Source organism: Bacillus sp. X1(2014) (assembly GCF_007678255.1).
Genome location: NZ_VEED01000001.1, coordinates 376,958 through 398,216 on the forward strand (window position 1 = coordinate 376,958; position 21,259 = coordinate 398,216).

Annotated in this window: 18 protein-coding genes; 2 read left to right on the top strand and 16 right to left on the bottom strand. The window is 39.4% G+C overall.

Features of this window, described 5'->3' with window-relative positions; all coding sequences use genetic code 11:
• Nucleotide 1 precedes the first annotated feature (1 nt).
• The 13 genes from FS608_RS02005 to FS608_RS02065 form a co-directional block, all read right to left on the bottom strand.
• Nucleotides 2-1,168 (bottom strand): M20 family metallopeptidase, encoded by a 1,167-nt coding sequence (locus tag FS608_RS02005; protein ID WP_144547603.1) that lies wholly within the window; start codon nucleotides 1,166-1,168, stop codon nucleotides 2-4.
• A gap of 127 nt (nucleotides 1,169-1,295) precedes the next feature.
• A complete protein-coding gene (locus FS608_RS02010; protein ID WP_144547604.1) occupies nucleotides 1,296-1,733 on the bottom strand; it encodes a BrxA/BrxB family bacilliredoxin in 438 nt (145 codons plus the stop codon).
• A 112-nt stretch (nucleotides 1,734-1,845) separates the two neighbouring features.
• Nucleotides 1,846-2,961 carry a methylmalonyl Co-A mutase-associated GTPase MeaB gene (meaB, locus tag FS608_RS02015; protein ID WP_144547605.1) on the bottom strand — a complete coding sequence of 372 codons (1,116 nt, stop codon included), beginning with the start codon at nucleotides 2,959-2,961 and terminating at the stop codon, nucleotides 1,846-1,848.
• Nucleotides 2,961-5,159 carry a methylmalonyl-CoA mutase gene (scpA, locus tag FS608_RS02020; RefSeq protein ID WP_144547606.1) on the bottom strand — a complete coding sequence of 733 codons (2,199 nt, stop codon included), beginning with the start codon at nucleotides 5,157-5,159 and terminating at the stop codon, nucleotides 2,961-2,963. The genes meaB and scpA overlap by 1 nt, the downstream gene beginning before the upstream one ends.
• Entirely contained in the window at nucleotides 5,140-7,038 is a 1,899-nt protein-coding gene (locus tag FS608_RS02025; RefSeq protein WP_186328572.1) for a methylmalonyl-CoA mutase subunit beta, read from the bottom strand. Before FS608_RS02025 ends, scpA begins: the two co-directional genes overlap by 20 nt.
• A 126-nt stretch (nucleotides 7,039-7,164) precedes the next feature.
• The gene (locus tag FS608_RS02030) at nucleotides 7,165-8,472 is read right to left on the bottom strand and encodes a dihydrolipoamide acetyltransferase family protein (protein WP_144547608.1); all 1,308 of its coding nucleotides are present in this window, start codon (nucleotides 8,470-8,472) and stop codon (nucleotides 7,165-7,167) included.
• 64 nt (nucleotides 8,473-8,536) lie between these two features.
• Nucleotides 8,537-9,520: an alpha-ketoacid dehydrogenase subunit beta gene (locus FS608_RS02035; RefSeq protein WP_144547609.1), complete on the bottom strand. Its 984-nt coding sequence runs from the start codon at nucleotides 9,518-9,520 to the stop codon at nucleotides 8,537-8,539.
• Between the two features lie 12 nt (nucleotides 9,521-9,532).
• Complete coding sequence (locus FS608_RS02040) at nucleotides 9,533-10,528, bottom strand: thiamine pyrophosphate-dependent dehydrogenase E1 component subunit alpha (RefSeq protein WP_144547610.1); 996 nt, start codon at nucleotides 10,526-10,528, stop codon at nucleotides 9,533-9,535.
• Nucleotides 10,529-10,567: 39 nt separating this feature from the next.
• Nucleotides 10,568-11,989 (bottom strand): dihydrolipoyl dehydrogenase, encoded by a 1,422-nt coding sequence (gene lpdA, locus FS608_RS02045; RefSeq protein WP_144547611.1) that lies wholly within the window; start codon nucleotides 11,987-11,989, stop codon nucleotides 10,568-10,570.
• Between the two features lie 21 nt (nucleotides 11,990-12,010).
• A complete protein-coding gene (gene buk / locus FS608_RS02050) occupies nucleotides 12,011-13,114 on the bottom strand; it encodes a butyrate kinase (RefSeq protein WP_144547612.1) in 1,104 nt (367 codons plus the stop codon).
• Between the two features lie 105 nt (nucleotides 13,115-13,219).
• Nucleotides 13,220-14,323, bottom strand: a complete 1,104-nt coding sequence (bcd, locus tag FS608_RS02055; RefSeq protein ID WP_144547613.1) for a branched-chain amino acid dehydrogenase — start codon at nucleotides 14,321-14,323, stop codon at nucleotides 13,220-13,222.
• Between the two features lie 33 nt (nucleotides 14,324-14,356).
• Nucleotides 14,357-15,262, bottom strand: coding sequence for a phosphate butyryltransferase (yqiS, locus tag FS608_RS02060; RefSeq protein ID WP_144547961.1), 906 nt, complete (start codon nucleotides 15,260-15,262; stop codon nucleotides 14,357-14,359).
• Between the two features lie 132 nt (nucleotides 15,263-15,394).
• Entirely contained in the window at nucleotides 15,395-17,470 is a 2,076-nt protein-coding gene (locus tag FS608_RS02065) for a sigma-54 interaction domain-containing protein (protein WP_144547614.1), read from the bottom strand.
• A 181-nt stretch (nucleotides 17,471-17,651) separates the two neighbouring features.
• On the opposite strand from FS608_RS02065, the gene FS608_RS02070 reads away from it, so the two are divergent.
• On the top strand, nucleotides 17,652-17,885 hold the full coding sequence (locus FS608_RS02070) for a DUF2627 domain-containing protein (RefSeq protein ID WP_144547615.1): 234 nt from the start codon (nucleotides 17,652-17,654) through the stop codon (nucleotides 17,883-17,885).
• Nucleotides 17,886-17,895: 10 nt separating this feature from the next.
• On the opposite strand, the gene FS608_RS02075 is transcribed toward FS608_RS02070, so the two are convergent.
• Nucleotides 17,896-18,624, bottom strand: a complete 729-nt coding sequence (locus FS608_RS02075) for a glycerophosphodiester phosphodiesterase (RefSeq protein ID WP_144547616.1) — start codon at nucleotides 18,622-18,624, stop codon at nucleotides 17,896-17,898.
• 37 nt (nucleotides 18,625-18,661) lie between these two features.
• Between FS608_RS02075 and FS608_RS02080 the strand changes: the two genes are divergently transcribed.
• A complete protein-coding gene (locus FS608_RS02080; RefSeq protein WP_144547617.1) occupies nucleotides 18,662-18,799 on the top strand; it encodes a YycC family protein in 138 nt (45 codons plus the stop codon).
• Between the two features lie 85 nt (nucleotides 18,800-18,884).
• Here FS608_RS02080 and spo0A read toward each other — a convergent pair whose 3' ends face one another.
• Together spo0A and spoIVB are read right to left on the bottom strand one after the other, a co-directional pair.
• Nucleotides 18,885-19,676: a sporulation transcription factor Spo0A gene (gene spo0A / locus FS608_RS02085; RefSeq protein ID WP_144547618.1), complete on the bottom strand. Its 792-nt coding sequence runs from the start codon at nucleotides 19,674-19,676 to the stop codon at nucleotides 18,885-18,887.
• Between the two features lie 284 nt (nucleotides 19,677-19,960).
• Nucleotides 19,961-21,250 carry a SpoIVB peptidase gene (gene spoIVB, locus FS608_RS02090; protein WP_144547619.1) on the bottom strand — a complete coding sequence of 430 codons (1,290 nt, stop codon included), beginning with the start codon at nucleotides 21,248-21,250 and terminating at the stop codon, nucleotides 19,961-19,963.
• Nucleotides 21,251-21,259: the final 9 nt, after the last annotated feature.

Consider the following 21,259-nt stretch of genomic DNA (forward strand, 5'->3'; position numbering starts at 1 on the left):
GTTAGTTTACTTCTGTTTGACTAAATTCATTTTTCATTTTTTCCAACGCTTCTTTGTTAGTTATTAAATCATATCCAGTTAATGCAAGAGCCAATGCTCCTCTTGAAAGAATCTGGTGGGAGTTATCAGTGATTGTTAAGTCGGCAAATTCCCTTGTATGAGCAATTAATCCAGGCGAATCAAGACCAATATAAGGATGAATGGCTGGCACAACATGACTGACATTTCCCATATCAATGGAACCATAGGAGTCTTTCGCTTTCTTTACCTGCTTAACACCGGTAGTTAACAGATTGGCAGTAAATAGCTGAGACAGCGTTTGATTGGTCACCATATTATCATAGCTTAATTCATAATTTTCGATATGCACCTCTGCCCCTGTCATCGAAGATGCCCCTTTTGCAATGCCAATTACCTTTTGAACCACTTCATTTAGATAGCTGCGATCCTTGGCACGAACATAAAACTGAGCTACGGCTTTATCTGGGACGATATTCGCTGCTACTCCGCCTTCTTTAATAATTCCATGGATCCTAACATCTGAAGTTACATGTTGACGAAGCGCATTGATCCCATTAAATAATTGAATGACTGCATCCAGTGCATTAATTCCCATCTCTGGGGAAGCCGCTGCATGACTGGTCCTGCCACGGAAATCAAACTGAATCGCATCCATTGCTAGAGACTCACCACTTTCATAGGATTCATCAGCAGGATGTAAAATCATCGCAGCATCGATATCATCAAAAATGCCTTGTTCAGCCATCGGCACTTTTGCACCATTTGTTTCTTCAGCAGGTGTTCCTAAGACAACCACACGCCCGCCAATTTCATCTACTACTTTACTTAGTGTTACTCCAGCCCCGGCACTCATCGTCCCGATCAAATTATGGCCGCATCCATGCCCAACCTCAGGCAACGCGTCGTATTCAGATAAATAAGCAATCGTTGGGCCATCTTTCTTGCTATCATAAACGGCTTTAAAGGATGTTGGCCTGCCAACGATTCCCTTTTCTACAACAAAATTATGTTCTTCAAGGAACTCTATTAACCGTTTACTAGATTCAAATTCTTGATCCCCTAATTCGGGATGATTGTACAGTGTATCACTAATCTCCCATAATCTATTTTGAATTTTTTCTAAATAATTTTTTAATACATTTTTCATGATGAAAAACTCCTCTAAATTATGATTAAAATTACGAAATAATTAATAAATATACATTAAAAAATTCATTTCGACAAGAAAAAAAGCCAAATCAATTTATGATTTTGGCTTTTTTCTTATTCGCTTATTATACTTCTTCACAATGTTGATCAAATTCATTTTGAAGTTTGGATACAACTGTTGCAGGATCATAGCCCTCTATTTGATGTCTTTCCACCATTGAAATAATCTTACCATCCTTTAAAAGGGCAAATGACGGTGAGGATGGTGGATAACCAGTGAAATAGCTTCTTGCCTTTTCAGTTGCTTCCTTATCTTGTCCTGCAAAAACAGTAACAAAGTGATCAGGGCGCTTATCATAATGAAGGGCATGTGCTGCTGCAGGACGCGCCACGCCGCCCGCACAACCACAGACAGAATTAATCATAACTAATGTAGTCCCTTTTTGGTCAAGTGCTGCTTCCACTTCCTCAGGTGTTTTCAGTTCTTTATATCCGGCAGACACGATTTCTTGGCGTGCCTGTTTCACAACATCATTCATAAAGAAATTAAAATCCATGCTCATTAAATTCACTCCTTTGATTTATGCCTATACCTACATATTAACAGTAAAAATATGTTTTTTTCAAATATAGAATCTTAATACTTTAGAAGAATTTAATGGCAGCTTCACTTTTCTACCCTAAATAAATAGTAAATAACTCATCAACAGCTGTAGCCACTGTCTTTTCTCCAGCAATCACTTCATATTCTAAAATAGATAGGGCACTTTTCACACCATTATGATGAAAAAAATGAAATTGAAGTTGGTCAGTAATCAGCGAATAGAGCCATTCTTTCGCCTGGGTTCTTCTTCTTTCAAATAGCACACCGGATGTTTTACCTTTTTGCTCAAAGGATTGAATGACATTCCAAATTTCGCTTATCCCCTCTTGAGTCAACGAAGAACATGTATAGGCTTTAGTAGCCCAGCCCTTTGTAGCGGGATGAAGAAAATGAAGGATACGATTATACTCTTTTCTCGTTTGCTCAGCGATTTGTTTGTTCTCCCCATCCGCTTTATGAACAAGGACGGCATCAGCCAATTCCATAATCCCTTTTTTCATCCCTTGCAATTCGTCGCCCGCACCTGTAAGAACTAACAGCATGAAAAAGTCTACCATATCTCTAATAATCACTTCACTTTGCCCAACCCCAACTGTTTCGATTAAGATGACATCAAAACCGGCTGCCTCACAAATTAGCATGGCCTCTCTCGTCTTGCGATGAACCCCGCCTAGTTTTCCTGCGGTAGGAGAAGGACGGATAAAGGCACGAGGGTTCCTTGATAACTGCTCCATCCTTGTTTTGTCTCCAAGGATACTGCCGCCGCTTATGCTTGAGCTTGGGTCAATGGCTAATACCGCTACACGATGTCCTAAGCTGCAAAGGTACGTACCAAAGGTTTCAATAAAGGTACTTTTCCCTGCACCGGGAACACCTGTTATTCCAATTCGGATAGCTGTCCCACTTTTAGGCAGGAGTTTCTGCAGGAGCTGTTGTGCTTTTTGAAAATGCTGCTCTGCATTGCTCTCAACAAGCGTAATCGCCCTAGCTAAAAGACTCCTATCGCCCCTTATGACTCCCTCATAAAGCTCTTCCACCGCCGGTTCAGAACTTTTGCGCTTTTGAAAACGGATATTTGGTTGGATGGATGATGCTTGACTCTCTTGCTCTTGACCTTTTCTTATCACACTTGAGCATTTATCTGGTTCGTTTGGATCGCTCCATTCCGGCTTTTGATCATGAGACATTATTGAGACACTTCCTCATAACCGAGTTTGTGATAAATCTCCTTGACGACCTTTTGTGCGGCAACCGGAATAATTGTACCAGGTCCAAAGATAGCTGAAGCACCATGTTCATATAAAAATTGATAATCCTGTGCTGGGATAACGCCGCCAATCACAACCAGAATATCATCTCTGCCAATCAATTTTAATTCTTCCACCAATTGAGGGAGAAGCGTTTTATGACCTGCAGCAAGCGAGCTTATCCCAATCACATGGACATCGTTTTCAACAGCCTGCATCGCGGTTTCCTCTGGAGTTTGAAATAAAGGGCCAATATCGACATCAAATCCAAGGTCAGCGAAGGCCGTGGCAATCACTTTGGCACCGCGGTCATGACCATCCTGACCCATTTTCGCAATCAGTATTCTTGGTCTTCTGCCCTCATTTTCTAAGAATTCATCGGTCATTCTTTTTACTTCATTAATTTCTTCTTCATTGCTAAATGCGGTGCTATACACGCCGCTGATTGAACGAATCACAGCCTTATGCCTGCTAGCCACTTGCTCAATTGCATCAGAAATTTCCCCAAGCGTGGCTCTCGCCCTTGCTGCTTGTACAGCCAATTCTAATAGATTCTGTTTACCTGTTTCTGCCGCTTTCGTTAATGCAGTAAGCGTTTCTTGTACTTTCTTCTCATCGCGATTAGCTTTTAATATATTTAATTTTTCAATTTGTTTTAACCGGACGGCTGTATTATCGATATCCAAAATATCAATCGCTTCTTCCTTTTCTAGTCGGTAACGATTGACGCCGATAATAGTTTCCTTTCCAGAATCAATTTGCGCCTGTCTTCTAGCAGCTGCTTCTTCAATTCTCATCTTAGGCAGGCCAGTTTCAATTGCCTTGGCCATTCCACCAAGATTTTCAATCTCTTCGATATGTGTCCATGCTCTATTAACCAATTCATCTGTTAATTTTTCAACGTAGTAAGAGCCTGCCCATGGATCGATGACATTAGTAATCCCCGTTTCCTCTTGCAAAAATAATTGTGTGTTACGGGCAATCCGTGCCGAAAAATCGGTTGGCAGTGCAATTGCTTCATCCAAGGCGTTCGTATGCAGGGATTGGGTATGCCCCATCGCAGCAGCATGTGCTTCTATCAACGTTCGTGTGACATTATTAAACGGATCTTGCTCAGTTAAACTCCAGCCGGATGTTTGCGAATGTGTCCGTAACGCTAATGATTTTTCGTTTTTTGGAGAAAATGATTTCATCATTTTAGCCCAAATCAATCGAGCAGCGCGCATTTTAGCTACTTCCATGAAGTAATTCATCCCAATTGCCCAGAAAAAGGACAATCTTGGCGCAAATGAGTCGATTTCAATACCTGCCTTAAGACCTGTACGTACATATTCCAAGCCATCTGCAAGAGTGTAGGCCAGTTCTAAATCCGCTGGTGCCCCCGCCTCCTGCATATGATAACCGGAAATACTAATACTATTAAACTTTGGCATGTGTTTTGACGTATATTCAAAGATATCAGCTATTATTTTCATAGACATTTCAGGCGGATAAATATAGGTGTTTCGGACCATATATTCTTTTAAAATATCATTTTGAATGGTACCAGCCAGTTTCTCCTGACTTACACCTTGTTCTTCAGCAGTCACGATGAAAAAGGCAAGTATGGGCAGAACTGCCCCGTTCATGGTCATTGATACGGACATCTGGTCTAACGGTATTCCCTCAAATAATGTCTTCATATCAAGAATGGAATCGATCGCCACCCCTGCTTTACCGACATCTCCAACTACTCGTGGATGATCGGAGTCATAGCCGCGATGTGTAGCTAAATCAAAAGCAACTGATAATCCCCTTTGTCCCATTGCTAGATTTCGGCGATAGAAAGCATTGCTTTCCTCAGCTGTTGAAAAACCTGCATATTGTCTAACCGTCCATGGACGATTGACATACATGGTTGGATACGGTCCTCGTGTATAAGGAGGGAGCCCAGGAAGATCATCAATATGCGGAAGATCATTACGATCTTCTTTTGTATAAAGCGGTTTTAGACTGATTTGTTCATTCGTCTCAAACAGTAAATCATCGATCGAACCATTTATTTCTTGATCGACTTTTTGCTGCCACTCTTCTTTGGTGATAAATTTCTGTTCGTCAAATAATGATATATTTTGAAAATCAGGCTTTTGTTTCTTCAACCTTACTCACCTCCAACTCACTTAGAATGGACAACAGCGTTTCATAGCAATTGCTTCTCACATGGATAAACTGCTTAATACCTTCATTCATCCACAAATCCTGTTTTTCTTTTTCTGGCAGTCCCGCTAAGTAAAAAGTCCGCTCAGGAAATTCAGTTTTAAGAATCTTTAGGATGTCATGTCCAATTATTTCGTATTGATCATTCGTTCCGCATAAGCAATAGTGCTTTGCAGGATGTTCTAAAACAAATTGTCTGGCATTCTCAACAGTTACAATTGAATTACTTATAAGCGCTTTCAAACCTCCAGCTGCGAGAAATCCCTTCATAAAATCAAGCCTTGCTTTATGCTGTTTTAATCCTCCGAGACAAATCATAACTACTGATGGCTTAGATCCTACTTTTCCTTCGAGATCAACTGACTTTTTTCGTAATTCTTCGAATGGTTCTGCCAATCTACGGTTTGGAATAGCCTCTATATTTATTAATGAGTTTTCTCCATTTGCCAAATATGAATTTTTCTCTGGCGGGTTTTTATATGTAACCATTTCATCCAGATTGGCGTAGACATTTGTTCCAACAATACTTTTCCTTCTTGTTTGGATATCATGAATCTTTTTTTCATAGACCGCTGCTATCTCTTGTTGCAGCCATTTAGATTTTAGTACTTCTAAAATGCCTCCATGTGCGTCAATACGCTTAAAAAATTCCCAAGCTTTTTCAGCAAGTTCAATGGTTAGATGTTCCACATACCAAGAACCTCCAGCAGGATCAATAACCTTTTGCAGATGTGCTTCTTCCTTCAAAAGCAATTGAGTATTTCTAGCAATTCTATCCGAAAACGAAGTGACACTTGTAAGATCATCGTAAGGACTCACATGTAAGTATTGAATGCCCCCAACCACGGCCGCAAAAGCTTCATTTCCAGCCCTGAGGAGGTTAACATACGGGTCATGTAAAGTTTTTGTGTGAATAGAAGTTTCAACAGCAATATTCATCCTGGAACTGTCTTCATTAGCTCCATAAACACTGCTCACACGGCTCCATAGGACTCGGGCAGCTCGAAGCTTTGCGATTTCCATGAAGAAATTGCTGCCAATGGAGAATTGAAAAATCATTTTTGTAAAAATCGTGTCTAGATCCATGCCTGCATCCTGAAGATGTTCAAGATAGAATATCCCCTCAGCTATTGCAATCCCCAGTTCTTGAGCCGCACTTGAACCACCATTATGATAGGCACTAGTATCAATTAGAATTGTACGCAAGTTAGGAAACTTTACAGCAGAATTACAAATGGTATTAACCCAGTCTTTCAGAAATGCTTCTGAAATTACTCCTTCTATAGCAAAAATGGCAACTGGATCTGAACTAACATATCCACTGATTTTTTCACTATCATCTTCGCGTTCTACTATTGCTTCTAATTCAGTGAGGAAAGTGGATTGGTATTCTTTAGCGTTGATTGAAAAGGGATATTGAGTATATGAATCTGCTAAAACCTTTCCTAGGTTTTGATCCCCACCTAACAGATTATTCGAGACATTAAATGAAATGGCTGATTGACCTTTTTTAAATGATTCATGGAGTTTCGACTGCAGATCTTCTACCGTTTGATAGGATAGTCGTTGAGCAACCTTCCAGTCATTTTTCAAGTACCCTAATGGATAGATCCCTCTTCTAAAATCTGAACCTCCTGGATATTCCGGTACCTGACACTCATCTTGACGGGTATAAAGCGGTTTCAAATTAATGTTTTCATATGTAGTAGTTTGTAAAGATTCAACCGATTTTCCTTTTAAGGATTGCTCTGCTTTTTCTGTCCATGCTTGTTCTGATAATGAAGGAAAAGACTGATTCCTTAAATTGTTCAAACTTCTCATCCCCCTCTCTACTCAATTGAATTAAAATTCAAATAATTCTACCTACTACTATTTTATGGTACAAACAAATTTCAAGCAATCTAAAAACAAACAACCGCTGCCATGCTTGGTAGCGGTTGTTTTGTTTTAATAAATCGAAGTCGTTGATTTTGAGGTATTTTCTAGTATTTCCTTCACACGTTGTAAGAAACGTCCGCAAACGAGGCCGTCTAATACTCTATGATCGAGCGACATACATAAATTCACAATATCACGAACAGCAATCATTCCATTATTCATGACGACTGGCCGTTTGACGATGGACTCTACTTGAAGAATAGCTGCTTGTGGATAATTAATGATACCCATTGATTGAACAGATCCAAAGGAACCCGTATTGTTCACCGTGAAGGTTCCGCCTTGCATATCTTCAGATCTTAGTTTCCCGGTTCTCACTTTGACAGCAAGCTCAGAGATTTCACGCGCAATCCCTTTGATTGTTTTTTCATCGGCCTGTTTAATGACAGGTACATAGAGTGCGTCATCCGTAGCTACTGCAATTGAAATATTGATATCTTTCTTTTGGATAATTTTATCTCCTGCCCACATAGAATTGATTTGTGGGAATTCTTTTAACGCCTGTGCAACAGCCTTCACAAAGAATGCAAAGAAAGTTAAATTAAAGCCTTCTTTTTTCTTAAACTCATCTTTTATAAAGTTACGGTACTCCACCAAATTCGTGGCGTCCACTTCAATCATCGTCCAAGCATGCGGTGCTTCGTGTTTGCTTCGCAGCATGTTAGCAGCAATCGCTTTACGGATGCCTGTGACTGGAATTTCAATGTCACCAACAGCTACTGGTATATTCACAGCTTGAGCAGGTGCCGTTGGCTGGGCGACTGGCTGAGCCGCCTCTTGTTTTGGTGCCTTGATAACGGAAGGCTCATTTATCGCTTCTACATTTTGTCCCGCTTCAGGAATATTGCCTGATTCAATTAGTTTTAAGAGATCTTTCCTCGTAATTCGTCCACCTGCACCGGTGCCTGACACCCTAGTTAAATCAATGCCATGTTCTTGAGAGATTTTAAGGACAGCGGGCGAGTAGCGTGCTTTATTGCCTTGTTGTTCAGCTTGTTCCACATTTTCTGGTGCACTTGCTGGTGTGCTCGGGCTTGCTGCAACAGATGCTTCAGGAACTTCTTCAGTTGTTCCACCTTCCAAAGCTATCGTGCAAATTTGCTCCCCAACGGCTAAGGTATCTCCTTCTTCTGCAATTAGCTCCTTAATAACACCTGTAAAGGAGGATGGGATTTCCGCATTTACCTTATCAGTCATCACTTCTGCCAGGGGATCGTATTTATTGACTTTATCTCCTACAGATACAAGCCATTTACTTATCGTACCTTCGGTTACGCTCTCCCCTAACTGAGGCATTTTAATTTGTTCAATTACCACTATTTACACACTCCTATTGTCCAGCACTGGCGCCTAACCCCATTCAGTTGCCAGGGCTTTCGTTTTAGTACTCAGCTAGATCGCGCATCGCTTTTTCGACTTTATCCGGATTTACCATAAAGAATTTTTCCATTGTTGGCGAATACGGCATGGCCGGAACATCTGGTCCAGCTAATCGCATAATTGGTGCATCTAATTCGAATAAGCAATTTTCTGCAATGATTGCAGCGACTTCGCTAATAATACTGCCTTCTTTTGTATCCTCTGTAATAAGAAGAACTTTACCCGTTTTTGATGCCGCCTCAATGATGGCTTCTTTATCTAGAGGATAGACAGTTCTCAAATCAAGAATATGAACGGAGATACCATCTTTCGCTAATTTTTCCGCTGCTTGAAGGGCAAAATGAACACAGAGACCATACGTAATGACGGTAATATCTTCTCCTTCGCGCTTTACATCTGCTTTCCCAATTGGCAGGGTGTAATCATCAGAAGGTACCTCACCTTTAATTAACCGATAAGCCCGCTTATGCTCGAAAAATAAAACCGGGTCATTGTCACGGACAGCTGCCTTTAACAGTCCTTTTGCATCGTATGGTGTGGACGGCATAACAATTTTTAATCCAGGCTGATTTGCAAATACCGCCTCAACAGATTGGGAATGATATAGTGCACCATGAACCCCGCCGCCATAGGGAGCACGAATAACCATCGGACAACTCCAGTCATTATTGGAACGATAGCGGATTTTCGCTGCTTCTGAAATAATTTGATTCACTGCCGGCATGATAAAGTCGGCAAATTGCATTTCGGCAATCGGACGCATACCGTACATCGCTGCACCAATTCCTACGCCAGCAATGGCTGATTCAGCAAGTGGTGTGTCAATGACTCGTTCTTCCCCAAATTGATCATATAATCCTTGGGTGGCCTTAAAAACTCCGCCTTTTAAACCAACATCTTCACCAAGAACAAAAACCTTTGGGTCTCTTTCCATTTCTTCTCGCATTGCCATTGTAATGGCATCAATATATGAAATTATCGCCATGTTTCATCCCCCTTACAAGTCCGCATAAACAAATTTCAGCGCATCTTCAGGTGCAGAGTACGGTGCATTTTCTGCGTAGTCTGTCGCCTCATTGACAAGCTTCATTACGCGGTCATTTATTTCTTTTTCTAGTGAATCATCCATGACACCAGTTTCCTTTAAATATGCACCAAAGGTAATAATTGGATCTTGGGTTTTTGCTTTGGCAACCTCATCTGGTGCACGGTAGGAACGGTCGTCATCATCAGAAGAGTGTGGTGTCAGACGATAAGAAATGGTTTCAATCAACGTTGGTCCTTCACCTCGTCGACCGCGCTCTGCAGCTTCCTTCACTGCTTTATAAACCTCTAGTGGATCGTTTCCGTCCACAGTGAACCCTGGCATACCATAGCCAATCGCACGATCTGAAACCTTCTCACACCCCAATTGTTTTTCAATTGGAACGGAAATCGCATACTTGTTATTTTCACACATAAAAATTACAGGAAGTTTATGAACACCTGCAAAGTTGGCGCCCTCATGAAAGTCCCCTTGGTTAGAGGAGCCTTCACCGAAAGTTACAAAAGTTACGAGGTCTTTTCTTTCCATTTTCCCAGCAAGAGCGATTCCAACAGCATGGGGAACCTGAGTTGTTACCGGAGAAGAACCTGTGACAATCCGATTTTTCTTTTGGCCAAAGTGCCCAGGCATTTGCCGGCTCCCTGAATTAGGGTCTTCTGCTTTTGCAAAACCTGAAAGCATCAATTCCCTCGGAGTCATCCCAAAAGTTAAGACCACACCCATATCACGATAATACGGAAGAACATAATCTTTTTCACGATCAAGAGCAAATGCAGCCCCTACTTGTGCTGCCTCCTGCCCTTGACAAGAAATAACGAAGGGAATTTTCCCGGCACGGTTTAATAACCACATCCGCTCATCAATACGGCGGGCCAATAGCATAGTTTCGTACATTTCCAATACTTTTCCGTCATTTAAACCTAAAGCATCATGACGCTTTTCTGTCATCTATTTCTTACCTCCTAATATTCGAATGAAAAAATTACTTTAAGAATGAATCGCTTTTCCATCTACGGCAAGCGCAGCCTCACCAATGGCTTCTGAAAGAGTTGGGTGTGGATGAATCGTATGCGCGATTTCCCAAGGTGTTGCATCTAATACCATTGCAAGTCCTGCCTCCGTAATCATATCAGTTACATGCGGACCAATCATATGCACCCCTAGAATATCATTGGTCTCTTCATCCGCAACAATTTTCACAAATCCGTCCGATTCTCCAAAGACAAGTGCTTTCCCAATCGCCCGGAAAGAAAACTTTCCTGTTTTTACTTTATGACCTTTTTCAATAGCTTGGTCTTCTGTTATTCCCACACTGGAAACCTCTGGGTTGCTATAGATGCATCTAGAAACTAAGTGATACTGCAATGGCGAAGGATCCTTTCCAGCAATATGTTCGACAGCAATGATCCCTTCATGTGATGCCACATGGGCAAGTTGTAATCCGCCAATCACATCACCAATCGCATAAATATGTGATTCTTTCGTTTGGAAGAATTCATTTGTTGCAATAAAACCCTTCTCTATTTGTATTTCTGTATTCTCTAGGCCAATTCCTTCTGTATTTGCCTGACGACCTACAGAAACAAGAAGTTTTTCTGCTTTAAATTCCTTTACGGTGCCCTTTACTTCTGCAGAAATCGCTACTCCGTTGTCTCTTACTATCGTTTCGGGAAGGACTTTTGCACTTGTTACCAGTTTAATTCCTTTTTTCTTCATCAAGCGCTGCATTTCTTTTGAAATTTCTTTATCTTCTGTAGGAATAATACGGTCAGCATACTCAATAACTGTTACATCAACTCCGAAATCATGAAGCATGGACGCCCACTCAATTCCGATTACGCCACCACCAACAATAATAATGGAATTAGGCAATGACTCTAATTGCAATGCCTCATCAGATGTCATGACATATTCACGATCAATCTCAAGACCTGGAAGTGTCCTTGGTCTTGAACCTGTTGCAATGATCACATTTTTAGGAAGAAGCATTTCGTTTTCTTCCCCGTTATTCATTTCAACAGAAATAGTTCCCGGCATAGGAGAAAAAATGGACGGTCCCAAGATTCTGCCTATACCTTCATAGACATCGATTTTGCCCTGTTTCATTAAATGTTGTACACCTTTATGAAGCTGGTCAATAATTTTATTTTTTCTCTCTTGTACTTTACCAAAATTTATTGATACATCACTAGTAATTACACCGAAATCCTCACTATGTTTTGTTGTTGCAAAAACCTCTGCGCTCCTAAGCAGTGCCTTACTTGGTATACACCCTTGATGCAAACACGTCCCGCCAAGTTTTCCTTTTTCAACAATCGCAGTTTTTAAGCCAAGCTGAGAGGCCCTAATTGCGGCGACATAGCCGCCAGTTCCCCCGCCAAGAACTACCAAATCATATTCTTGTGCCACTCTTTTTTCCTCCCCATAACCTTAAATTTTAACTGTTTTAAAATTCCCAGGATAAATTTTTTCCTCTTCTTCGCCTCTTAAGACTCGCAGTGCACCCTCAGCAAGTGCCTGTAGTTCATTTTCACCCGGTTGAACCATGACATCAGCAATCCAATTGATTCTATCGGTAATTGATTTCACGAATCCTTTCCCGTAGGCGAGGCCGCCAGTTAGAACTATCGCATCCACTTTTCCAGAGAGAACAGTACTAGCAGCCCCTATTTCCTTAGCCACTTGATAGGCCATTGCCTCATAAATTAGCGCTGCCTCTTTATCACCTGCTGTAATTCGCTCCTCTACCTTTACCGCATCATTGGTTCCAAGATAACCTACAAGACCACCTTGACCAACCAGCATTTTCATAATTTCTTCCCGATAATATTCACCAGAATAACAAAGAGCCACTAAATCCCCTACAGGAACGGTTCCGGAACGTTCTGGACTGAAGGGGCCATCCCCATGAAGACCATTATTTACATCAATGACCTTTCCTTTCTTATGGACACCCACGGTAATACCGCCACCCATATGGGTAACAATTAAATTTAAGTCGTTGTATTTTTTCCCTAATTCCTTGGCAACCCTTCTTGCAACAGCTTTCTGATTCAACGCGTGGAAGATACTTTTTCGTTCAATTAAGGAAAAGCCAGAAATTCTCGCAATTGGTTCTAATTCGTCAACAACAACTGGATCGACGATAAAAGAAGGAATATTTAAACCAGAAGCAATTTCGTAAGCAATGATTCCGCCAAGATTGGATGCGTGCTGCCCTGCATAACCAGACCGTAAATCTGTTAACATCACATCATTAACTGCATAGGTACCTCCTTCAATCGGACGAAGTAATCCCCCGCGTCCACATACAGCCGACAATTTGGAAATATTTATCCCTTCATTATCCAGTGTTTCCAAAATTGTTGTTTTTCTAAATTCATATTGATCAATAATATTTGCAAATGTGTTGATTGTTTCTGTATCATGACGAATTGTTTTTTCAAAAATAGAAATATCATTATCGAAAACCCCGATTTTCGTGGATGTCGAGCCTGGGTTGATGACGAGAATCCGATATTCATTATCGTGCAACGTATTGACCTCCAATTTTATTTTTCAACCTAATTGCCCCATGAAAGGCAAAGACGCTGAATTCCCATTCAGCGCTTTCCAAAAACTATTTTTTGTCAAAAAGGTTTATCTTGAAATTCTATGACTTAAAATATGATGACCATTTTGGAGAAATTGGCTTCTTGAATTACGAATTCTTGCAATTCTTTCTTCTGCCATCCTGTCAGCGGCTACGTATGTCGGAATGCCGTCACGTTTTGAAATTTCAATAACTTTTTCAATGGTGGTATATAGCTGTTCAACCTTTTTCATTGCGCGCTCTTGGTTATAACCATATAATTCATCTGCCACATTGATTACGCCTCCAGCATTAATTACATAATCCGGGGCATAAACGATACCCATTTCATGAATAATATCTCCGTGACGGGTATCCTTTAATTGATTATTCGCAGAACCTGCAATCACTCTTGCTTTTAACTGTGGAATGGTCTCGTCATTAATCGTTGCTCCGAGTGCACATGGGGCATAGATATCACATTCCACACCATAAATTTCATCAGGATCAACAGCCAAAGCACCAAATGCTTCAATCGCACGGTTAACGGCCTCTTTATTAATATCCGTTACAATCAGCTGTGCTCCTTCTTCATGCAAATATTCGCAAAGTGTATAAGCAACATTTCCAACACCTTGAACAGCCACTACTTTTCCTTCTAGAGAATCCGTGCCAAACGCCTCTTTCGCAGCTGCTTTCATGCCGCGGTATACACCAAAAGCTGTTACCGGGGATGGATTACCAGATGAACCAAACGCAGGAGAGATTCCAGTTACAAAATCTGTTTCTTCATGAATTAAATCCATATCAGCCACCGTTGTACCAACATCTTCTGCGGTAATATATCTGCCATTTAATCCTTGAATGTAGCGGCCAAATGCACGGAACATTGCTTCATTCTTATCTTTCCTTGGATCACCGATGATAACGGTTTTACCACCGCCAAGATTTAATCCAGCCGCCGCATTCTTATATGTCATTCCTTTAGCAAGTCGGAGGGCATCCTCAATGGCTGCTTCTTCAGATGCATAAGTCCACATCCGTGTTCCACCTAAAGCTGGCCCTAAAGTTGTATCATGAATAGCAATAATTGCCTTTAATCCTGATTGTTTATCCTGACAAAATACCACTTGCTCATAATCGTATTGTTCTAGGTATTTGAAAATTTCCATGTAAAATTAATTCCTCCTCAAATGATTTACTATCTATTTTGATGTAGCACAGCATAACGCTAGTGCAAGTGAATAAAGCTTACTTTCAGCAGAATCTGACCTGGATGTTAACACAATTGGTGCTTTTGCTCCGGCAATAACGGCACCAACTTTTGCATTTGCAAAATAAATTAATGATTTATATAACACATTGCCAACTTCAATTGTTGGTACTAATAAAATATCTGCACTTCCCGCTACTTCACTATGAATCCCTTTATGTTCGGCAGCAAGCGCGGATACAGCATTATCTAAACCTAAGGGACCATCAACAATGCAGTCCAGAATTTGCCCTCGTTTATTCATTACCGTTAATGCAGCTGCATCCAATGTTGCTTGCATAGCCGGATTAACCACTTCCACCGCAGCTACAGGCGCCACTTTCGGTACATCTATTCCAATTGACCTTGCAATGGAAACTGCATTTTTAATAATTTGTGCTTTCTGTTCTAAATCGGGAGCAATATTCATTGCAGCATCTGTAATGATTGTAAAACGATTGAAGCCAGGAACTTCAAATGCAGCAATATGTGATAAGACATTTCCTGTCCTAAGTCCATACTCCTTATTTAAAACTGCTTTTAATAAGATATTGGTTGGGATATTCCCTTTCATCAAGACATTTGCTTCTTTATTAAAAACTGCCTTTACTGCTAATTCTGCCGCTGAAGCATTCGAATCAGCATTGACAACATTTAAATTAAGATCGCTGATGTTCGGGTGTTTTTCTTTAATAATGGATTTGATTTTTTCTTCGTCACCAAAAAGTATAAATTTTGCAAGATTTTGCTCTAAAGCAGCGATAACCGCTTCAATGACTTCTAAATCTTCTGCCGCAGCAACTGCAACGGTGTTTTTACGTACTTGGGCTGCTTTGTCAATTAGTGAATCAAGCAACAAGTTGTCATCAACCCTTTCTCCCTCTTCCTGCAACTCCCATACTATAATATGCAATTTCCGTGCCAAACCAACATTAATGAAAACGCTTTACTCCCCACACTTTAGTGTGCATTTTTTTTCATTACATGAAATTTATTGCATGCTATTTTTTTCAATAGTATATTTTTCAATCTTATAGTATAAATTCCTTACAGACAATCCGAGCGTCTTAGCTGTTAATGTTTTATTCCCATTTAAACGAAGAAGTGTCTGCTTAATTATTTTAGCCTCAAATTCTTCCATCATATCTGATAAGGTACGATCCATAACCACTGAATCAGTACTATTGCTAACAGATGATTCCGTTAAATTCTTTTTATTTTTTAATTCTGGTAAGTGCTGAACATCAATAAACTGATCATTATAATTCATAAAAATAATCGCTCTTCCAAGAATATTTTCTAATTCTCTTACGTTACCTGGCCAGTCATATTCCATTAATTGCTTCAGTGCAGCCGGGGTAATACCTTCTACATTTCTTCCATAGTCCTGACTTATTTTTTGAATAAGCCTTTCATTTAAAAGAGGGATTTCCTCCTTACGTTTCCTTAAAGGAGGAATATGGATGGGCATACGATTTAATCGATAATATAAGTCTTCCCGAAAGGAGCCTTTAGCAATACCTTTTTCTAAATTGACATTAGTTGCCGCAATAATCCTAACATTAATGGAAATAGGCTTAGTCCCGCCTACCCGGATGATCTCTTTTTCCTGAAGAACCCTGAGAAGCTTTGCCTGTGTATTCACTGAAAGTTCACCGATCTCATCAAGGAAAATACTTCCATTATTTGCCTCTTCAAAAAAGCCTCTTTTTCCGCCTCTTACCGCCCCTGAAAAAGCACCCTCTTCATAGCCAAATAGTTCACTTTCCAACAATGTTTCTGAAATCGCAGCACAATTAACCCTGATAAATTTGTTATATTTCCGGTCACTGGCATTATGTATAGCATGTGCAAACAATTCCTTCCCTGTTCCCGATTCACCTCGCAGGAGGACGGTTGCAGGAGTTTTTGCTCCTAATTTTGCTTGTTCCATGGCAAGCATCATTTCATCGGATTGACCAATGATATCCTCAAAGGTATACTTGGCTTCAAGTTTGCGAATGAGTTGCCTTGCTCGATTCAATTCCCTATTTAAAGATTTTATCTCGGACATATCGTGGATAACACCAACACTGCCCTTCAATTTTCCTTTTACAATAATTGGAGCAACATTGACTATAACTTCTCGTTTACTTGGTCCCACTCTCATTGGTACCCCGCGGACAGCTCTCCTCGTTTGCAGCACTTTCATATGCATACTTTCGCCCTCAGATATATCGGCTGTGGCTGGTTGGCCAATTACTTGCTCCTGAGTAAGCCCTGTAATCCGTGAGTATGCAGGATTAATAAGTATTCCCCTGCCATACTCATCCACAACAGAAATGGCATCATCACTAGAATGAATAATAGCCTGAAGCATCGTTTGAATTTCTCGTAAATCTGTAAGTTCCTCCGCAAGATTAACAACTTCAGTAATATCTTTGAATACAGCAAATGCTCCAATCAAGGTGCCATTTTCCTCAATAATAGGAATCCTTGTGGTAATAATTTTTCGATCATTTTCCAAAACCATTTCTTGATTTGCTTCAATTCTTCTTGACTCAAGGATATATGGGAGCCTGCTTGTAGGAATAACATCAACTACATATTTGCCTATTGCCTGTTCTTTTGTTACACCGATAATTTCTTGTGCACGTGTGTTAAATAAGATGACCTTACCATTTTTATCAATAACAACCATTCCGTCATTGGTTGCATTAAATATAAGTTCTTGCTGGTAGGATTCATTTTTGTGCTTTTCGATGAGATCTTCCTTTTCTTCCATAATCTTTGCAACTAGAAAGGCAACGCTTCCCGGAATCAAAACAGTCTGTTTATTTTTTGCATTTCTTAATTCTTGGAAAACTACCTCATTTCCAGTAACTTCGATAATTATATCAATCTGATTAGTTAAATAAGGCTGCCAGTCAGTCCCCGTATTTATACCTTCTTTTCGTGCTAACAAAATACCAGGTGCATTTAAATTCCGATCAATAACAACACTTACCGTTAAAACTTCAGATTCTTTTAGGATTTTTAAGATTGCCGTACCACCTTTTCCTGCACCAACAATCATTACGTTTTGCATTTAAATACCCCTTATAAGAAAATTTTTTCATAATATCCAAGAAATCCATGCAACTTTCTTCATAACTATTTTATCTCCAATCACAATCATTGACAAATTATATCTATGTAATAATATTTTCTTGAGATATAATTAAAATAATGCTTTCACTTTGAAAATTTGATATTGGAAGGATTTATTTATGAAGCGAATTATTGCCCTCTTGATTGTATTAATTCCCGGTATCCTAGCTGCTATTGGCATTAAATTAATGCGTGATATGTTATTCGGAATAGTACAAGCACCATTTCCTAATTTATTACTTCAATTTCTAACTGGATTAATCTTTTTTGTTGGAGGACTAGGCTTTGTCGCAGGATTTATTTTCCATCGCGATCGAAAAAGAAGCAAAGTTCAAAAGAGATTTAAAAAATAAAAAGAGGCCTTTAAGGTCTCTTTTCAAATTGCTTTCGTATTTTTAACGCCTTAACTGGGTCATCAGTAATAAATGCCGTACAATTAATATTAAAAAGGCGCTGCATATCCACTTCTTTATTTACGGTATAAGGTCGTACGGCAATACCATTTTCAATAGTTTTAATGATAATTTCATCAGATATAGCAGAGTGTTTGGGATGAATCCCTTTTGCTCGAATTGCTTTGGCATAAACCCATGGCATGTAAATTCCCTCAAGAAATAAAGGGGCTGTTTCTATTTCTGGTGCTATACTGTAGGTATAGACGATACTATAATGATTAAAAGAGGAAATAATAATTCTATCCACTAACTTATATTTGTAAATAAGCTGAATGACTTTTTCTTCCATTCCTTTATATGGAATGAGTCCATTTTTGAGTTCAATGTTACATAACAATTTATTTGTACATAGCCATTCAAACACTTCCTCTAATGCGGGGATTGGTTCAATCTTGTTGTTTTTTTTATTTGCATTCAATTTTCTAAGATCTTTATATAAAAAATCTTTTACAAACCCTTTCCCAGTCGTTGTTCGATCAACTTTTTCATCATGGATGACAACTATTTCTCCGTCCTTAGTTAACTGTACATCCAATTCTAATCCGTCAGCTCCGGCTTTTTCTGCTTCTATAAAGGCTGTTAGTGTATTTTCGGCAAAAGAAGCGGAATAACCACGGTGCGCAAAAATCTGAGTCATCTCTTCACTTCCCAACTTAAATATAGGAGGATTATAAATGAAACCCTTACAGTTATCACCTGAAACGGCCATAAAGCTTTCCCAAAAATTAAATGTTCCGATAGAACAGCTTATGCATATGCCTCAACATATTCTTATTCAAAAACTGATGGAATTGGAGAACGAAAAGAAGTAAATTTCTAAAATGTTTGATCAAATTTTAAAAGTAAAAGAAAAGCCTTCATTTCTACGATGAAGGCTTTCATTCATTATTATTCTTTTCAAGATGCTTTATGCTCTAGACGGAGCTTGTCAGCAACCATTGCAATAAACTCGGAATTGGTTGGTTTTGCCTTGGACATGCTCACTGTATATCCGAACAAAGAGGAAATGGAATCAATATTCCCACGGCTCCATGCAACTTCAATCGCATGGCGGATGGCCCGTTCTACACGACTTGCGGTCGTGTTATATTTTTTAGCGATATCTGGATACAACACTTTCGTAATGGAACCTAAAAGTTCGATATCATTATAAACCATTGAGATGGCTTCTCGTAAATATAAGTACCCTTTAATATGGGCTGGGACACCAATTTCATGAATGATACTTGTAATACTGGCGTCTAAGTTTTTAGGTTTTTGTTCAGTTTGAGTACGGTATGTGGTGGTTGTTGATTTTCGGGTAAACGAGTTAGTATTTCCACTAACTTGTCTAATATGGCTGCCTAGATTTTCCATATCAAATGGTTTCAAAATAAAGTACGATGCACCAAGTTCAACCGCTTTTTTCGTAACATCTTCCTGTCCAAATGCGGTTAACATAATTACATTTGGCAAAACTCCTTTTTTAATTTCACGGAGGCGCTCTAGTACAGCTAAACCATCTAGGTGAGGCATGATAATATCTAACACTAGAACATCAGGATCGGTTTGCGCTAACATTTCTAAACATTCCTGACCATTGTGAGCAATCCCTGCCACTTCCATATCATCCTGGGACGAAATAAAGTCCTCTAATAATCCTACTAGTTCCCTATTGTCATCAACGACACATACTTTAATTTTCTTCACTTCCAGTTCCTCCTCAGGGTTCAAATCATAAACTCTATTTCAACTTATCTTCCTAATCAGTTGTATTGTCTTAATTATATTCTAAATTAGAAATTCGACAATGCAACAAAAATTCCTCTCATTTTTTTAATATTTCTTAAAATAGTGATAAAATCTTAACTTTTCTTTGTTTTTCTCGTATTTTCGACTTAAAACGCGCACTTTCTAAAATTTGGGTTATTTTTGTCGAAAAGAATTTATGTAAAAAAAGCAAAATAGGGATTTTTCCTATTTTGCTCCCAATGTTAACTTGCTTTATTTTTCGGCATTTCATATATGTTAATTCCAGCTTCATCTAACATCCATTCGATGTGTACCCCATATCCTGAGGTTGGATCATTAACAAAGACATGTGTAACAGCGCCAATTAGTTTTCCATCTTGAATAATTGGGCTTCCGCTCATCCCTTGAACAATTCCTCCTGTTTTCTTAAGGAGTTTAGGGTCAGTTACTTTGATTACCATGCCTTTGGTTGCTGGAAACTTTTGCGGGATTGTGCTAACGATTTCAATATCAAATTCTTCAACTCGGTCATTGTTTACAACCGTTAATATTTTGGCAGGTCCTTCTTTTACCTGATGCGATAAGGCAATCGGCAGTGGTTTATCCATAACACCATTTTTTAATTCTTTAACCATTTCTCCAAAAATTCCAAATGGGCTATTCTTTTGTATATTCCCAACAATTTCACGGTCCGAAGAAAACCGTGCAAGCTTTTCACCTGGGTCTCCGTTACTCCCTTTTTCAATGGAGGTAACAGTTGAACGGACAATTTGTCCATCCTCTACAACGATCGGTTGTTTTGTATCCATATCAGATATTACATGCCCTAGAGCACCATATTTTTTTGATTGTGGGTGAATAAATGTCATTGTTCCAATTCCTGCAGCAGAATCTCTAATATATAAACCGAGCTTATAGATGTTTTCACCTTTGTCTTTTAATGGGGTTAGTTTTGTAGTAAATTTTCCACTCTCTCGACTAATAACCATGTCGAGCGCTTTTCCTTCTTGGCCTGCAGTTTGCACAAATGGTGCTACATCTGTCATCTTTTCTATTTTATTGCCATTTATTTCTGTAATGATATCCCCAATTTTAATCCCTGCTATTTCACCTGGAGATTTTTTTCCCGATATGGTATTGATTAAATGGTGACCCACTACCAATACGCCCACGGTATTTAACTTTACTCCAATCGACTGTCCACCTGGTATAACCCTAAAATCTTTTAAAACGCGGACATCCACCTTTTTTATCGGAATCCCCGCATACTCTAACAGCATTTCATTTTTACCATTTTTTGATGCTGTCATTGAAACCGAGTTACTTCCTTCATCCAAAGTGATACTTGAATTTTGAGAAACCAAAGAGGCTGATACCGGTACAGCCTTTTGAAAAGTATAGTCTTGTCCTTCGAAAACCGTAATAGTCTTGGGTATCGCGAGATATTGCTGTATAGGCTGAAAAAAAATAAGGCTAATTAATGAAACAAGGAGAATTCCACCAATAATCTTTCTAATTAGTTCTAACTTCAAATTTTTTCA

Coding starts and splice junctions, on each gene's coding strand:
- FS608_RS02005 (WP_144547603.1), bottom strand. CDS start 1,168: ATGAAAAATGTATTAAAAAATTATTTAGAAAAAATTCAAAATAGATTA.
- FS608_RS02010 (WP_144547604.1), bottom strand. CDS start 1,733: ATGAGCATGGATTTTAATTTCTTTATGAATGATGTTGTGAAACAGGCA.
- meaB (WP_144547605.1), bottom strand. CDS start 2,961: ATGTCTCATGATCAAAAGCCGGAATGGAGCGATCCAAACGAACCAGAT.
- FS608_RS02025 (WP_186328572.1), bottom strand. CDS start 7,038: ATGAGAAGTTTGAACAATTTAAGGAATCAGTCTTTTCCTTCATTATCA.
- FS608_RS02035 (WP_144547609.1), bottom strand. CDS start 9,520: ATGGCGATAATTTCATATATTGATGCCATTACAATGGCAATGCGAGAA.
- FS608_RS02040 (WP_144547610.1), bottom strand. CDS start 10,528: ATGACAGAAAAGCGTCATGATGCTTTAGGTTTAAATGACGGAAAAGTA.
- bcd (WP_144547613.1), bottom strand. CDS start 14,323: ATGGAAATTTTCAAATACCTAGAACAATACGATTATGAGCAAGTGGTA.
- FS608_RS02065 (WP_144547614.1), bottom strand. CDS start 17,470: ATGCAAAACGTAATGATTGTTGGTGCAGGAAAAGGTGGTACGGCAATC.
- FS608_RS02070 (WP_144547615.1), top strand. CDS start 17,652: ATGAAGCGAATTATTGCCCTCTTGATTGTATTAATTCCCGGTATCCTA.
- FS608_RS02075 (WP_144547616.1), bottom strand. CDS start 18,624: ATGACTCAGATTTTTGCGCACCGTGGTTATTCCGCTTCTTTTGCCGAA.
- FS608_RS02080 (WP_144547617.1), top strand. CDS start 18,662: ATGAAACCCTTACAGTTATCACCTGAAACGGCCATAAAGCTTTCCCAA.